Below are 13,992 nucleotides of genomic sequence, written 5' to 3' on the forward strand. Positions count from 1 at the left end.
GTTATCCCGAATAGGGGAGGTTAAGCATCTTAGGTATTCCCTATGGTAAATATTTTCAGAGTTAAAAAAGTATTTTTCAACTATACTACTTGAAACTTGGTGCCCCTTACCATCAATACCAATGTAGCTTCCTTTCTACTACTCCCAAACTCAATTGGTTGCTTTTAGAAGCTACTCAATTCAGTGTTGAAATTTCCGCAGTATTTCATACACTGAATAAGCAGAGTTAAATTAAAATACAGGACGTTAGCAAAGAATTGTTAGTTATTAATAAGGAATGTTATCCCATGAAAAAAAATATAGTTTGCGGAGCATTATTTAATTTAATCTGTATTCTCGCATATGCTGGACAAACCACGGATGCTATTTCTGAAAAAATATCTACGCATGTTAAATCCAATAAGGGGGTAATGCAGGCAGAGACAACTTATCAAAAGTCAAACACGACAACAAAAAATCAATCAATCGAAATTAATTGTGATTACAGAATTTCTCCTGACACTCAAAAAGTCGATAATGCCTTAATTGTAAGCTGGGCAGAATATGCTGTACTTCATTCTTTTAAATTTGACTTGTTGTCCTTTGATGCTCAGTTGAATAATTTAAAAAAATGCTATACAAAAAATGGTTGGACTAGCTACATTAATGCATTAACAGATTCAGGGAATATAAACTCAATAAAAACCCAAAAACTTATGGTGAGCAGCATGTTGGATGGAAAAGTTCAACTTATCGATGCTCAGGAAACTCAATGGAAAATGAATGTGCCCATTAAAGTTTTTTATAAAAACGATAAAGAAGAAATAACACACTTTCTCAATGTTTACTTGATTATCAGTTGGAGGAACGCATTTAAACTCGGAATAGTTCAAATAGTCGCAACACCACGTCGTGCGGCGTTATCTCAAAAAGCTGCCGCAATAAAAGAAGCTCTGGGAGCTGTCTCCTTAAGCGTGACTCATCAAATAAGCAGCGCGGAGAACCTGAAAAAAATGGCAACTTCGTTTCTGACTTCTTTATTCATCGCGACAGGAAGATCGCTTTCAGAGACAGATAGAATTCTAAGTCATCCTGAATTGTGTCTAAAATTAGAATATGATATTACAAGCCAGCTCCAACACCTTGCTGAAGAACAAAAAGCCCTAGGTTATGAGAAAGCTATAAAAACACTAATGGCAAAGTTAACTTCTTACTTTAAAAATGAAATTCAAAACCCTTTAATGGCCAATTCGTTTGAATGGACTAGAAATAAGTTCCTTGCTATTAAATCAGATTTTTATGCTATTAAATTGCCCAAGTTATTCTCCTATTTTAAAGACAAGGAAACAGTTAATTTTTATGCTGCATTACCAAAATTCGATAAAATAAAAGTGCTTGATACCCTAAACACACTCAATGAGCAACAAAATAATAAAATACAATTTGTTCAAAATATTGAACTTTCGAAACCATCGCAAATTCCGAAAATTACTTTTAACAGATCTTCTGAAGAGAGACCTGAGACCATTAATTGCAATTACAAAATTCCTGGCGAGATGAAAACGATTAATGAAGGCTTGGTGATAAAGTGGGCAGAATATGCCGCAACACAGTCTTTTGATTTCAATCCTGTATCTATAGAGTCTCAGTTACAGCAATTGGAGTCTTGTTATACTGCAAAAGGCTGGGCGAATTTTAAGAATGCTTTAGATAAATCAGGTAACATTGAGGCAATTAGATCACAAAATTTTAGTATGAACAGTAGGGTAAATGGTCAAATAAAACTGCTTAGAACTGGAAGCAATCAATGGAATATCGAGTTACCCTTACAAGTTGTCTATCAGAACAAACAAGTCAACGTAACCCAATTTCTAAATGTTAATTTAACTATGGGGCGTAAACCTACAGGCGAGTTTGGAATTATGCGAATTATTGCTAACCTCAAGGAGCCCGTTAACCCCGATACAGTGACGCCTAGCCAGTCTCCAGTGACACCATCTGTGTTACAAAATACGCAACAATCCACAGTGGAACAACCAAAAAAAGCAGCCCTTATCGATTGTGATTATAAAACTCCTGTTGAAATTAAAAATGTCAGTCAAGCCATTATTTTAGCTTGGGCTGAGCATGCTGCAACACAATCTTTTAATTTTGACTCTAAATCCATAGATGAACAATTGCAAAAACTGCAATCTTGCTATACGAAACAAGGATGGGATGAATTTATAAATGCCATTGAAAAATCAGGCAATATTCAAGCGTTTAAGACCCAAAAACTCAGTGCAACAAGCCAAATAGACGGTGTACCTCAACTCATTGAGTCTCGAGATAACAAATGGACACTCACTCTTCCTTTAAAAATAAACTATCAATTTCAAAATAGTAGTGCAATACAATTACTTAAGGTTGATCTAACTATAGGCAGGAAAAGCACTGGTGAGCTAGGGATTATACGACTAAATTCTACATTGCGGGTCGCTTCTAACGAGCAACCGTAGGTTGGGTAACTTTAAATTGTTGGTGTCCAACCTATTTGCTTTGGAGAAACTCTAGGCATTCGAATCTAAAAACTCTTCCAGTGCCGATTGCGTCCTGTTCCCCATGAAATTGTTTTTCATATTGTTTTTAAATGTGACAGGAACACCTCTAATAGCAGTACCACAAACATTTTCAAATTTATCATTTACCATTTGATAGAAAATCCAATCTCTGTATTTTTCTTTATCAGAAACTTGTTGGTAAACTGGTAAAAAAGCCTTGCAGTGTGAGCACCATGATGCATGAACTAATAATACTGTTTTAGGCATTGCTAAAGCAGCACAATCTCTGTTAGTAAATGGTCTTAGAGTTGCAAAAGACAGTGTGGGAATCAGAGTGATTAGAGTTATAGCGAAACATTTTGTTACATTTTTCATTTATTTCTTACTCTGGATTTGATTTCGATGAGAGATAATAAGGTATATGATAATTCAAATCAATTAGAAGGAAATAGCTCTATGCACAGGACAAGGAACTTAGCCCCACATCATATTTAAAAGGAAGTCCTTAATTCTTGTTCTAAGGGTTAGCTTCCACAAATTAAGTCGATATTACCAGGCTATCGCACCACCATCATAACGATGAAGTTTTTCTGCATGACTATTAGTTATTTTTTTCTCTGCTTGTTTTAGAATTCCTGCGACACTGGTTTGTACATCAATTAAAGCACCTGCTCCGCCCATCGATGTTTTTACCCAACCTGGATGAATGAGCATGACATGAATTCCTTTATCTTGCACATCTATGGCGAAGCTACGCATGGCGCAATGAAGAGCTGCTTTACTGGTGCGGTAAGCATACGATTTACCTGTATCATTATCAGAAATACTACCCATTCGTGAGCTAATAACGATAATATTTTTCTCCTGACTTGCCTGGATGTTGGTTAGTAAGGCATCGCTCAATTTCACCACACTGATACAATTTACATTCAAGACTTCAAGAAAGTTTTCTCTGTTAACATTCCCTATTGTTACGCCTTTCTCACCACCAGTACCCGCATTATTTACCAGCAAATCAATTGGTTTGTTATTCAGGGCTTGCTTTAATGATGCTATATCTTTGTCGCTTGTCACATCTAATTGAATTACTTCATCAGCCAACTCATTAAGTTTATTTGCTTTTGATGGGGTACGGCAACATCCTATAACATAATATCCCTTATCTTTAAGTTGGCGTGCAAACTCCAAACCAAGACCCCTATTTGCTCCGGTAATTAGCGCAGTTTTCACATGAATCTCCTTCACATTCTAAATTGTGCACGGGAATTAAAGAACTAAATTGTGTTTAAAATTCTCGATGTTAAATCTAAAAGTATTTTTTTAAATGAATTAGTAAAGTATAGTTTACTACTCTATGAAGAACCTAATATGCTTTGCCATCATGAATTTTAATCCTGCTTTTACCGCGATTACTAAATTACATTGTCGCTATTTATCTGATTATTGCTGGTATTAAGGGCTTGGGATTGTTCCATGAAGCAAACTCATTCATTTCCATAAGTCCACTAATTGGGTTGCAGGTGAAATAATTTTTACCCTCTAAAGTCCAATAACAATACTGGACCATGTTGCATCCTTGCAGCCGCACAAACTTTAGTGTTCTAAAGTTTGTTAACACAAAGAAACAAATTCTTATTGTCAGAAACATGATAAAAAACTCTGTTCATAGATTAAATCACCTTAAATTACATGGAGTTAGTTCTAGAAAATCGATTCTAAATCTAAATGGTTTGGTTTGCGTAATTCTCTTAAGAATTCCGTAATAATTCAGAGATATTCTGCAGGTCTAACTAACTGGAGAAACACCATGCAAAATACACCACAACAAAAAGCTCTCTCTAAAAAGCTGATGGGTGAAATGGAAATTAAAAATGGGAATACTGCTTATAACAATACTACAGGCATCTATGGACTATTCGCTGTAGTGGACAGGATTCAAAGCGTTGTAACTGGTATGGCAGTTACCAATGAAGTAGCACAAATAAGACATGGAGAAAGATTACAAGCAGAGGCTGAAAAAGTACTCTCTTACAAACCTTAATTGAGCTTAAACCGGAAGCCATTAATTTGAGCAACTTGTTGTTCAAATTGTTGGCTCAAAAATGACATGAGGGATCCTCAACTTTTGACTGCCTGAATCCCTTATTTCTACGTCCTGCTTAAGCGACTTCTTCGCAGTGGCGGGACTTATGTATAAAAGTCTAATCATTCAAAAAAGGTGATGCACATCCGCTCAAATGACTATAACCTCCCTTTGTTTATTTACCCCCTTTTTGCATGCCCAACACAATTTTTTTTAAAAGAGCGCTTATTTGTTCATGCTCCTTTTCATCAAGGATTTGGGTAACAGCAGAATTTAGAGATGTCCACATTTTTTCAACTTCTGCTCTTAATTTTTTCCCTGTAGAAGTGAGATTGACCTGCATTACTCTTTTGTCTGTACTGGATGGTGTTCGGGTGATATGCCCTTGAGCTTCCAATCTTTGTACCATTTTAGTGACAGTAGATGCATCCAAGCCTAGTCGGCAAATAAGCTCTATCTGGCTTTGGCCATCTCGATCCCATAATTGCATAAGCAAAAGTTCTTGCCCAGGATAAAGATTAAGGGGTCGTAAAAGTTCGCTTGCCATCCCCCTATGTGTTCTGGCAAGCAGGAAAATTAGATAACTGAGCTCATTACCATTAACTGCATTAGGAAAATGTAAAACATCTTCCTTTTTGCAGTAAATTGTTTCTTTTTCAGCCTTCCCTTCCATATTAACCAATTGAGACTCCTATAAGATTGATGCTTGACAAATACTTTGCCGACCAACTATATTTATAAATAGTTGGTCGGCAAAGTATAGTTTGGTACATAGTCTTAAAATTTGCAATCCAGATATGAAAGGTAATCTATTATGAATAATTTAATGCTTACAGAATCACTCACCAAAGGAAAGCTGGCATTTAAAAATCGGGTTTTTATGGCTCCTATGACTCGTTCACGTGCCATGCAGCAAATACCTACTGCCTTAATCGCTGACTATTATGCTCAAAGAGCATCAGCAGGACTTATTTTTACAGAAGCAACTCAAGTTAGTCCGCAGGGTGTTGGGTATATATATACTCCGGGAATCCATAATCAGGAACAGGTTGAAGGCTGGAAAAAAGTTACACATAAAGTTCATGCGCAAGGAGGTAAAGTTTATTTACAATTGTGGCATGTAGGCAGGGTTTCTCACCCTGACTTTCATGGTGGATCGCTGCCAGTCGCGCCTTCGGCTATCGGTTTTTCAGGTCAATCCTATACTCTTTCTGGACCTAAGGATGTTGTGACCCCAAGGGCTTTGGAACTAGCAGAAATTAAAGAAATTATTGATGATTTTAAAAAATCAGCACAACTGGCCAGAGATGCGGGCTTTGATGGGGTGGAGATTCACGGCGCTAATGGGTATTTACCAGCGCAGTTTCTGGAAGATGGCTCTAATAAAAGGATGGATAAATATGGCGGAAACCTGGTGAATCGAGCACGCTTTATAATTGAGTTAACCCAGGCAGTGATTGACATATGGGGAGCAGATCGAGTCTCTGTCCGAATATCCCCTAATAACCCATTCAATGGCATGAGTGATTCTAATCCAGAAGGGACTTACCTTTACCTTGTTGAGCAGTTGGAAAAGCTGAGTTTGGGGATGTTACACCTCGTTGAGCCCGTAGAACTTCCTGACGGGATAGAACCATTAGCGCCGAAAATCAGAAAATTATTTTCAGGGCTCCTGGTACTTAATGGGGGCTATACTCTGCAAACAGCCGAAGCAGCAATTAATGAAGGGCGAGCCGATGCAATTTCTTTTGGCAGTAAGTTTATTGCCAATCCTGATTTACCTGAGCGTTTTACAAAAGATTTTCCTCTAGCTACTCCCGATCCAACAACCTTCTACGGAGGAGCCGAAAAAGGTTATACAGATTACTCTAAAATGGAATATTGATATATCAGAGATAAAATAAGCGAACTTAACTTATGAAAAACATTACTCAATAGGATAAAACGGCAATAATTTCTCACTTTAAGGAAAAGGGTTATTCTGTCAATGTGTTAACTTTTAATATTTGGAAAGTGAAAATGATACGGTCTCCTTCTGAAACAGTAATCCTCAAGCGCTTTATAGCAATTGGTGCTTTATCAACCATGGTTGCCACAATTTTAGGTGCTTTTGCAGCTCATAGTTTGAATACACAATTAAGTGTGTACCAAATGCATATTTTTCAAACGGGTGTTTTTTATCATTTTATCCATAGCTTGGCCTTATTGTTTCTTGGGGTGATTCTTTGTCACTTTAATGCACGAATCATACGAGTTGCAGGATGGCTATTTTTTACTGGCATTTTTCTTTTTTCAGGGAGCTTATATTTATTAAGTCTGATAAACGTAAAAGCAATTGGCGTCGTTACCCCAGTTGGAGGCTTATGTTTTATTGTTGGCTGGTTATTATTGGCTATTGGAATATACAAGGCCAGTCCATAATAGAATTTTACATCCCTTTGTGGCAGGTTATTTTGCCTGCCGATAGCCTATAGGATCTACTTTTTATGTTGCTGGCTCAAAATGACCTGAGGGATCGTGACCTATTAAAAGATTTGACCTCTATACATTGAGGCCCTGTCCCGCGAACAAGTCGTGGGGGGGCTAGTGATAAGGGATTTAAAGCCCTTTTCAATGTCTTCGAATCATTTATTGAGCATCTGCGGACTTTTCAGATAATATTGTTTTAGAAAATGTTGACAAATTAAAGGTCTAAATAGATATGGAAGTTAAACAGAGTAAACTTGTTCCTTTATGTATTTTTTTTCTATTCTCTTATTCTACAAATGCCAATCAAATCAGTTTTTTTGTTTCGGGAGGTCCGAATTTTTCGACCCTTAAAAACGAAGGTCTGGTGGAAATTAATGAGATTATTACAAGTGCCTACCAAACCAATACCAAAACAAACTGGCAAGGTTTTTGGGGCATAGGAGCAAGTCATACCTTTGAAAAGCCATGGTTTTCATTTTATCAATTATCTTTGGGCGTTTCGGGGTATTTTTACCAGCTGGGCCAAGTAAAGGGAACGGAATTCCCGTTTATCAACGAGGGTCTTTTTGATACCTTGAATTATAATTTTCATGCAAAAAGCGCATCGCTGATGTTTGAGTCCAAAGTAATTTACTCAAAATATACTTGGAAACCTTATGCTTTAGCCGGTATTGGCCGAGGTTGGAACCGTTTTTACGCGTATCATGAGGAGCCGAGCGACTTTTCATTAAGTGCTGCTCCTGCTTTAGCCCGTTTTAACAATCATACAAAACAGACTTTTTCCTATGAGTTAGGCACGGGTCTTGAATATTTGCTGTGGGATGATAAGCAGCATCATGTGCAATATCATGCGTCTGTTGGTTATCAATATTTTAATTTGGACAAAGGTGCTTTAGGAAACTTGCCAGCACAAACTTCCCATGATCGATTGAGAGTTAAAAATCTTTATACACAAGGGATTCTATTTACTCTGGCAATTTCTATTGGTTAACAAGGATGAATGCAGATGAAAAAACATACGTTGTTCAAAACGCACTGCTTATGGTGGATATTGACCCTGACTTCGGCTCAGGCTGCATCTATAGTAGAAATTACACCAAGCAGCTCAAGTCCCATTGTTATTTCTGAAACTGGGTCTACTTATATCACTTACATGGCTAAAAATACTACGACAAAGACATTAAGTAATATTACAATCGACCCTAACTACAGAGCAACAGCAAATACTCTGAAAGTCTCTTTAAGCAGCAATACTTGTACCGTTTTACCTGCAGGAGCTACCTGTTCCTTTATAGTCTCTTTACAGGGAATCAGCAAAAATGCTGAAATCACATTAATGCCGCGAGTCTGCTCCTATAACGGGGCGGTGTGCTCTGTACCCGTATTAAATAATCGCATTAAAGTGACCGCAACAAAAAAACTTCCAAGCAGTCAATTTCCTCTTCCTTATGCTGGTACCTATTACCCAATTTATAATTTTGGTGCAGGACAATGGTTGCCGCCAAATCAAGTTCCTATCCCTCCTTTTAATCGGGTTAGCGCTATTTTTGTAGCTTTTGCTCACACTACTGCATGGCAAAACGGTGCAGTTTTTACCTACGAACAAGGCCAGCCTAATGAACCTGCGCGTTTGGCTTTATTGGTACAATTAGCACGTGCAGGCAATCCGAATATAAAAATATTAATTTCATTGGGATGGGGGAAAAATGATTGGACCTTTATTAATAATGACTACGTGAATCATGCCAATATTTTCGTACCCAGCGTGATTCAGTTTATTCGCAACAATCATCTGGATGGCCTTGATATTGATGATGAAAGCTTAGGAGACTCCAGTGGTTCGATTCCCCAGGCCAATTTCGATGGTGTGATTGCCAATTTAAGAAATGCATTAAATTATGCATCAATGCAAGATGGAAAACCTTATTATCTCACTATCACTCCTGCTGGAAATAATGATGAGCCCGGTGGAATTGAAGCAACACAGGTCGATATATTAAATGCGAAGAGCTTTGATTTAATTAACATTCAAACTTATTTTGCTGACGGTAGCTGGGGTAAAGAGTTCTTTAATGCACTTATTGCGATAGGATATCCTAAAAAGCAAATTGCCAATGGAATTGATGTCCAGGAAACAAACTGTGATCCTGATTATCCCCCATTCATCGGTTTAGCTGGGATATTTAACTGGAATATGACTAAGGACAGTACGTGCAGTAATTATGCAAATACCATCACCATCGCGAATTTGGTGGGGTATTATGGAACCTTGCTTGTTTAAGACAAGCAAGGTCGCATCAAGTTATCCTTGGCAAAATAAGGCTAAAGCTCGCCCCTTTTAATGTTTTTGCTTCATTTATTGCAAGCATACCACCATGCAAACTCAATATGGATTTCGTAATAGATAAACCAAGACCGATATGTTTCCCTTTGGTGTCGCTTGCATTTAATGTTGTAAAAGGCTCGACTATTTTTTCCCTATCGCATTCAGGTACACCTGGACCATCGTCATCGATGCGAATAATTACCGACTCATTTTGATATTCCAAACTGATGAGTATCTCTTTATGTGCATGTTTCAAAGCATTACTAATGAGATTAGTTACCGCGTGATATAAGAGTTTTGGATCAAAATATAGAAATTCATTATTACTTTGTTGGTAATTAAATAACACGTTTATTTCATAGGATTGATGCGTTTTTAATAAACTCTCAAGCCATAGTCGTAGATTAAGCAATTTTTCATTTATTTTAAGCTCGCGTGTCGTACTTTGGGAGTAGAGTAAAAAAGTGTGGATCAACTGATTCAATTCCTGCATGTCCTCTTCAATGCTTTCAATATGTTCTTGCTCTTCACCAGACTGAGCTTTAAGTTTTTTTAATGAATCAAGGGCCAATTGTATGGTGTATAAAGGAGTACGTAGTTCGTGGGCGACAAATCGTGCCATATTTTGTTGTGACTGCATCAGTACATTTATTTTATTACCCATAGCAACCACATTTTCATACACACTTCTTAATGTTGAAATGCGATTTAGTTGCACATCATAGTTAAAATGGCCTTGGCTGTACTCTTGCGTTAGTCTGTATATTTTTGCGCTGTTCCTGCTAAATAACCACGTGAGAACTGCCACGGCAAAAATAGTTAAAAAGGTTATTGTTATCACAAAATATATTTGAATCTCAGATAATCGAAGTGAAAAATAGGGATAGTGTAACGGCCCCACAGTGATTATTTGGTCACTGCCAGGAATTTTAAAGTAAACAGTCGTTATAGGTTTCTCATCTGTAGGGATATCATAAACTACCTCATTATCAATTAAATTGTTTTTTGCTACAGGAGAAATATTCTTATTGTTTATTGAAGTGAGTGTTAAAGGAATTTGATACTGAAGCTGGAGTTTAGCTAATGTTTCCTCCCATTGATTCATCGGGACAGTCTTTAATGCATTTAAAATAAGAGTTCGCATCAAATAGGTCGCACCTTTAACCATATCATTGATCGATGCCCCCATCTGCACTTTTAAAACATAAGAACTCTTGTTAATTTGCTTGTAGGCATAGACATCATGAATACTATACGTCAAAAACATACGATTCTTTGCATCTTTATAAACAATACTACCTGTAAGTAATTGTTCTTTTTCTTTATCTGTAAAGGGAATGGAATTCATATCAATCACTTGCACGGCATCAATGTTTTGCGGAAATAATTTTTTTAATTCCTCATTAGACTTCGAAATAGATCTATTCCATGTGTTTGACTGGAGTACGATGTGCTCGAGTACTGAAAAATTACCTGTCCCTAAAATGTCCTGAGTTTTTTGAGACATTATTCGTATGGAATGAGTAAAGAAAAGATAAAAACCCAAAAGAACAAGAAATAAAATTAATAGTGAAGCGGAAATTGTTTTTAGGTATAATTTTATCATTTATTTTTTCCATGAACCTGATAAAAATAAATATCCTTTTCCGTAAATCGTTTTAATTCGATAAGGATTGTCTATGTCATCACCTAGTATCTTTCTTAACCGTGATATCTTTAGGTCAATACTTCGGTCTACACCATCGTATTCTCTACCGCGTAATGCATAATCAATGTTATCTCTGCTTAAAACAGTATCAGCATTTTTTGCTAACAGGGCGAGTAACTCATACTCACTTGGGCTTAAATCAATGGATTTTCCACAATAACTGACACTTTTTTTTATTAAGTCAATCACCAAATTATCAAATTGAATTTCTTTAGATTCTGTAATTAAGTTGGGTCTTCTTAAAAGCGCAGCAATTCGTGCTTTTAATACCTCTTCTTTAACCGGTTTAGTGACATAGTCATCTGCACCTAGTTTCAGGCTTGTTACCTCGTTTTGCTCTGTATTCAAAGCCGTTAACATCAATATTTTACCGCGATATGCATCACGTACCGTTTCACAAATCTGCTCGCCATTCATCCCGGGCAACATGATGTCAAGGATCACTAAATCGGGCTGTTCTCTTATGATGCGATAAGTAGCACTATCGCCTCGAGACTCGGTAGCAACGTCATACCCTTCATAAGCAAGCATTTTTTTTAAATACTTGACTAACTTGAGGTTATCTTCAACCAATAGTATGTTTATGTTCATCGTGTATATTCTATGCGGTTTAATATTAGTGTAGTCATGTTGGACTATAATTCTCTAATCATAAGTACACATTTCATAAAAAGTATATGATTTTTAAATAGAAATTATTTAAAGATAGCGAGAGATAGCTTATTACACAATCCCTTAATAATGGCCTATGTATGCCCAACATATACAAAACTCATACAATTAGGGCTTTGCATTTCGATAAAATGAATTGATTGAACGGTAATATCATCGGAGTGCATCATGAAAGCAAAAGTTGGCAAATTAGCAGCTTCACTTGTAGAAGATTTACATTCATTGGCCTTTAGGTCTCACACTCCTGAGTCTGATGTAGAAAACAATAGAGAAAATTCCATGATGTTGCAAGGCGAGCCCAAGCCAATTCTACTGCATTAGCTTTACAACAAATTAGGAAGGAAGAATAAAAGAAAGATGCTGCGGCCGAAGCAGCAAAATTACGTTGTCGCCTTTGTTTTAAAGAAATCGCTCCAACTCGCCGTTGTCGCGTCAGGTATTCAATCAATAGAAGCGTTTCACACTCCTTAGCGGTCCCTTCTAAATAGATACAATCCATACAAAGTTTATACAATTGACCCTTTGTTTTTCGATATAATGGATTTAGAAAACGGTAACATCGCAGGAGAACAGCATGAAAGCAAAAGTTATCAAATTAGTGGCTTCACTTATAGAAGATTTAAGTTCACTGACCTTTAGCTCCAACACAGAGTCTGAAGTGGAATGGATTAGAAAGAAAGCCAATATAGAACAAGTAAGCGTGGCTACAGTGATTGGTAATGGCACCCCTGTAATCCATGGCTATGGAGATGTGAATAAAAATACGGTTTTTGGCGCCGCATCACTGAGTAAACCGGTATTTACTTATCTTGTATTAAAGCTTGCAGAAGATGAAAAAATCTCTTTAGATATGAAGAGGCTTAATGACCTTTTGCCTTTTAAGGATTTTTGTCAACAACATGGTTTTAAATGGAAAGAGGGTGAAGAAATTACTGAAGAAGATATAGCACGCATTAATGCGTTGACGCCAGCTATGATTCTTGCTCATAAAACAGGATTTGATTTAAATCGAAAAGATGAAGTGAATCATCAATTTGAACCCGGCCAGGAATATTATAGGTATTCAGGTTTTCCCTTGTTTTATTTGCAAAAAGTGATTGAAAGACTTCACGAACCTAAACTTGCATTAATGCCGGTGCATGATTCTTTTGAAGAAAATAAACTGTATGTTTCAATCAACCCTCCCAATCTAAGATATACAATTTTTGATAGTACAGGGGTTGGAAGATCCGGCACTATAGACTTAACCGCACTCAATTGTAATTTACAAAAGCTCACTGATGTCCAGGAGCTTACTCCCTACTTGCCAAAAATTCTTGAGGAAGTAGCAAAACGTGGTCATACCGCAAATCTTGATGTGCTTGCTAAAAAATATGTGTTTGACCCTTTACATATGAATCACAGCAGTTTTGGAAAAAAACCGTGCGCAGCAAATACCTTAACTACTACTGCAGAGGACTATGCACTATTTGTACAAGCCTGGATGAGCGATGAAACATTGCAGTATACTTTTAATCCTCAAATTTGGATGACGCAGGATCCTTGGGCAAAAGAAACTGTTTCAGATCATAGGGATTTAAAATATGTAGCTGAATGTTTAGGGTTTCAACTTGAAGTAGATAAAAATGGCAAGCCACTCACTGCATTTAAGACAGGTGATATGGGGCCTTGGAGAGGGTGGGTCGCGATCGATTTAACCGGTGATATAAAAGAAAGGAAAGCCACAGTTTATTTTGCAAAAGGTCCAGGTGAGGGAAATGGACACATTCTTGCTGAGACGCTCATCAAACCCTATTTTCAATTGGAGCATGCGATGAGGTGGTTTAAAGAGAAATATGGTTTTGCTACTGGCTGGGAAAAAAACTGGGAGGCTTTGCAAACGGTGCGATGTATGCGCGGAATAAGCTATCAAGAACAATCACCGAAATTGTCTGCATCTAAGGAAGAAGTTACTGCTCCAATTGATAGTACACAAAAAATGATCCAACTTATGCCATCCAAACTAGTACCAAAAACGTTTCAACCTCAAGAACAAGAAGAACTTTCAAATCAATCGATTCAATCTCCAGAACACGAAGAACGTTCAAATCAATTGCTTCAAAAAGTTGAAGAAACAAGAGACGAAGATAAAGTGCAAGAGGAGCGGAAATTTAATCCCACCCCATTTTCCAAACCTTATGGTTCTTACAACTAGGCCATTAAGCTGTAGGGGGAA

Annotated in this window: 14 protein-coding genes; 9 read left to right on the forward strand and 5 right to left on the reverse strand. The window is 37.1% G+C overall.

The annotated features are described in order from the left end of the window. The first annotated feature begins 287 nt into the window (after positions 1-287). Positions 288-2,477 carry a DotI/IcmL family type IV secretion protein gene (locus Lpar_RS17850; protein WP_058519106.1) on the forward strand — a complete coding sequence of 730 codons (2,190 nt, stop codon included), beginning with the start codon at positions 288-290 and terminating at the stop codon, positions 2,475-2,477. A gap of 51 nt (positions 2,478-2,528) precedes the next feature. Here Lpar_RS17850 and Lpar_RS17855 read toward each other — a convergent pair whose 3' ends face one another. Beyond that, a complete protein-coding gene (locus tag Lpar_RS17855; protein WP_058519107.1) occupies positions 2,529-2,894 on the reverse strand; it encodes a thioredoxin domain-containing protein in 366 nt (121 codons plus the stop codon). Positions 2,895-3,068: 174 nt separating this feature from the next. After that, positions 3,069-3,749: an SDR family oxidoreductase gene (locus Lpar_RS17860; protein ID WP_058519108.1), complete on the reverse strand. Its 681-nt coding sequence runs from the start codon at positions 3,747-3,749 to the stop codon at positions 3,069-3,071. Positions 3,750-3,913: 164 nt separating this feature from the next. Between Lpar_RS17860 and Lpar_RS18670 the strand changes: the two genes are divergently transcribed. Further along, positions 3,914-4,048: a DUF3096 domain-containing protein gene (locus Lpar_RS18670; protein WP_272947107.1), complete on the forward strand. Its 135-nt coding sequence runs from the start codon at positions 3,914-3,916 to the stop codon at positions 4,046-4,048. A gap of 278 nt (positions 4,049-4,326) precedes the next feature. Beyond that, positions 4,327-4,560 (forward strand): hypothetical protein, encoded by a 234-nt coding sequence (locus tag Lpar_RS17865; RefSeq protein WP_058519109.1) that lies wholly within the window; start codon positions 4,327-4,329, stop codon positions 4,558-4,560. A gap of 217 nt (positions 4,561-4,777) precedes the next feature. Here Lpar_RS17865 and Lpar_RS17870 read toward each other — a convergent pair whose 3' ends face one another. Beyond that, the gene (locus Lpar_RS17870; protein WP_058519110.1) at positions 4,778-5,275 is read right to left on the reverse strand and encodes a MarR family winged helix-turn-helix transcriptional regulator; all 498 of its coding nucleotides are present in this window, start codon (positions 5,273-5,275) and stop codon (positions 4,778-4,780) included. 141 nt (positions 5,276-5,416) lie between these two features. On the opposite strand from Lpar_RS17870, the gene Lpar_RS17875 reads away from it, so the two are divergent. The 4 genes from Lpar_RS17875 to Lpar_RS17890 all read left to right on the forward strand — a co-directional run bounded on the left by Lpar_RS17875 (position 5,417) and on the right by Lpar_RS17890 (position 9,352). Next, positions 5,417-6,487, forward strand: a complete 1,071-nt coding sequence (locus Lpar_RS17875; protein ID WP_058519111.1) for an alkene reductase — start codon at positions 5,417-5,419, stop codon at positions 6,485-6,487. A 134-nt stretch (positions 6,488-6,621) separates the two neighbouring features. Beyond that, positions 6,622-7,023 (forward strand): DUF423 domain-containing protein, encoded by a 402-nt coding sequence (locus Lpar_RS17880; RefSeq protein WP_058519112.1) that lies wholly within the window; start codon positions 6,622-6,624, stop codon positions 7,021-7,023. A 280-nt stretch (positions 7,024-7,303) separates the two neighbouring features. Beyond that, positions 7,304-8,062, forward strand: coding sequence for an outer membrane beta-barrel protein (locus Lpar_RS17885; protein ID WP_058519113.1), 759 nt, complete (start codon positions 7,304-7,306; stop codon positions 8,060-8,062). A gap of 15 nt (positions 8,063-8,077) precedes the next feature. Further along, complete coding sequence (locus Lpar_RS17890) at positions 8,078-9,352, forward strand: glycoside hydrolase family 18 protein (protein WP_058519114.1); 1,275 nt, start codon at positions 8,078-8,080, stop codon at positions 9,350-9,352. Positions 9,353-9,368: 16 nt separating this feature from the next. Here the strand turns inward: Lpar_RS17890 and Lpar_RS17895 are convergent, their stop codons facing one another. Further along, positions 9,369-11,003 (reverse strand): ATP-binding protein, encoded by a 1,635-nt coding sequence (locus tag Lpar_RS17895; RefSeq protein WP_058519115.1) that lies wholly within the window; start codon positions 11,001-11,003, stop codon positions 9,369-9,371. Continuing rightward, positions 11,004-11,696 carry a response regulator gene (locus Lpar_RS17900; protein WP_058519116.1) on the reverse strand — a complete coding sequence of 231 codons (693 nt, stop codon included), beginning with the start codon at positions 11,694-11,696 and terminating at the stop codon, positions 11,004-11,006. A gap of 249 nt (positions 11,697-11,945) precedes the next feature. Between Lpar_RS17900 and Lpar_RS18985 the strand changes: the two genes are divergently transcribed. Together Lpar_RS18985 and Lpar_RS17905 are read left to right on the forward strand one after the other, a co-directional pair. Continuing rightward, entirely contained in the window at positions 11,946-12,098 is a 153-nt protein-coding gene (locus Lpar_RS18985) for a hypothetical protein (RefSeq protein ID WP_156416220.1), read from the forward strand. Positions 12,099-12,351: 253 nt separating this feature from the next. After that, on the forward strand, positions 12,352-13,971 hold the full coding sequence (locus Lpar_RS17905) for a serine hydrolase (RefSeq protein ID WP_058519117.1): 1,620 nt from the start codon (positions 12,352-12,354) through the stop codon (positions 13,969-13,971). The last annotated feature ends 21 nt before the right edge of the window (positions 13,972-13,992 follow it).

The organism is Legionella parisiensis (assembly GCF_001467945.1).
GTDB lineage: Bacteria > Pseudomonadota > Gammaproteobacteria > Legionellales > Legionellaceae > Legionella > Legionella parisiensis.

What these genes read in the sequence shown, in the direction of transcription:
- Lpar_RS17850 (WP_058519106.1), top strand. Translation starts at nt 288, where the DNA reads ATGAAAAAAAATATAGTTTGCGGAGCATTATTTAATTTAATCTGTATT.
- Lpar_RS17855 (WP_058519107.1), bottom strand. Translation starts at nt 2,894, where the DNA reads ATGAAAAATGTAACAAAATGTTTCGCTATAACTCTAATCACTCTGATT.
- Lpar_RS17865 (WP_058519109.1), top strand. Translation starts at nt 4,327, where the DNA reads ATGCAAAATACACCACAACAAAAAGCTCTCTCTAAAAAGCTGATGGGT.
- Lpar_RS17870 (WP_058519110.1), bottom strand. Translation starts at nt 5,275, where the DNA reads ATGGAAGGGAAGGCTGAAAAAGAAACAATTTACTGCAAAAAGGAAGAT.
- Lpar_RS17875 (WP_058519111.1), top strand. Translation starts at nt 5,417, where the DNA reads ATGAATAATTTAATGCTTACAGAATCACTCACCAAAGGAAAGCTGGCA.
- Lpar_RS17880 (WP_058519112.1), top strand. Translation starts at nt 6,622, where the DNA reads ATGATACGGTCTCCTTCTGAAACAGTAATCCTCAAGCGCTTTATAGCA.
- Lpar_RS17885 (WP_058519113.1), top strand. Translation starts at nt 7,304, where the DNA reads ATGGAAGTTAAACAGAGTAAACTTGTTCCTTTATGTATTTTTTTTCTA.
- Lpar_RS17890 (WP_058519114.1), top strand. Translation starts at nt 8,078, where the DNA reads ATGAAAAAACATACGTTGTTCAAAACGCACTGCTTATGGTGGATATTG.
- Lpar_RS17895 (WP_058519115.1), bottom strand. Translation starts at nt 11,003, where the DNA reads ATGATAAAATTATACCTAAAAACAATTTCCGCTTCACTATTAATTTTA.
- Lpar_RS17900 (WP_058519116.1), bottom strand. Translation starts at nt 11,696, where the DNA reads ATGAACATAAACATACTATTGGTTGAAGATAACCTCAAGTTAGTCAAG.
- Lpar_RS18985 (WP_156416220.1), top strand. Translation starts at nt 11,946, where the DNA reads ATGAAAGCAAAAGTTGGCAAATTAGCAGCTTCACTTGTAGAAGATTTA.
- Lpar_RS17905 (WP_058519117.1), top strand. Translation starts at nt 12,352, where the DNA reads ATGAAAGCAAAAGTTATCAAATTAGTGGCTTCACTTATAGAAGATTTA.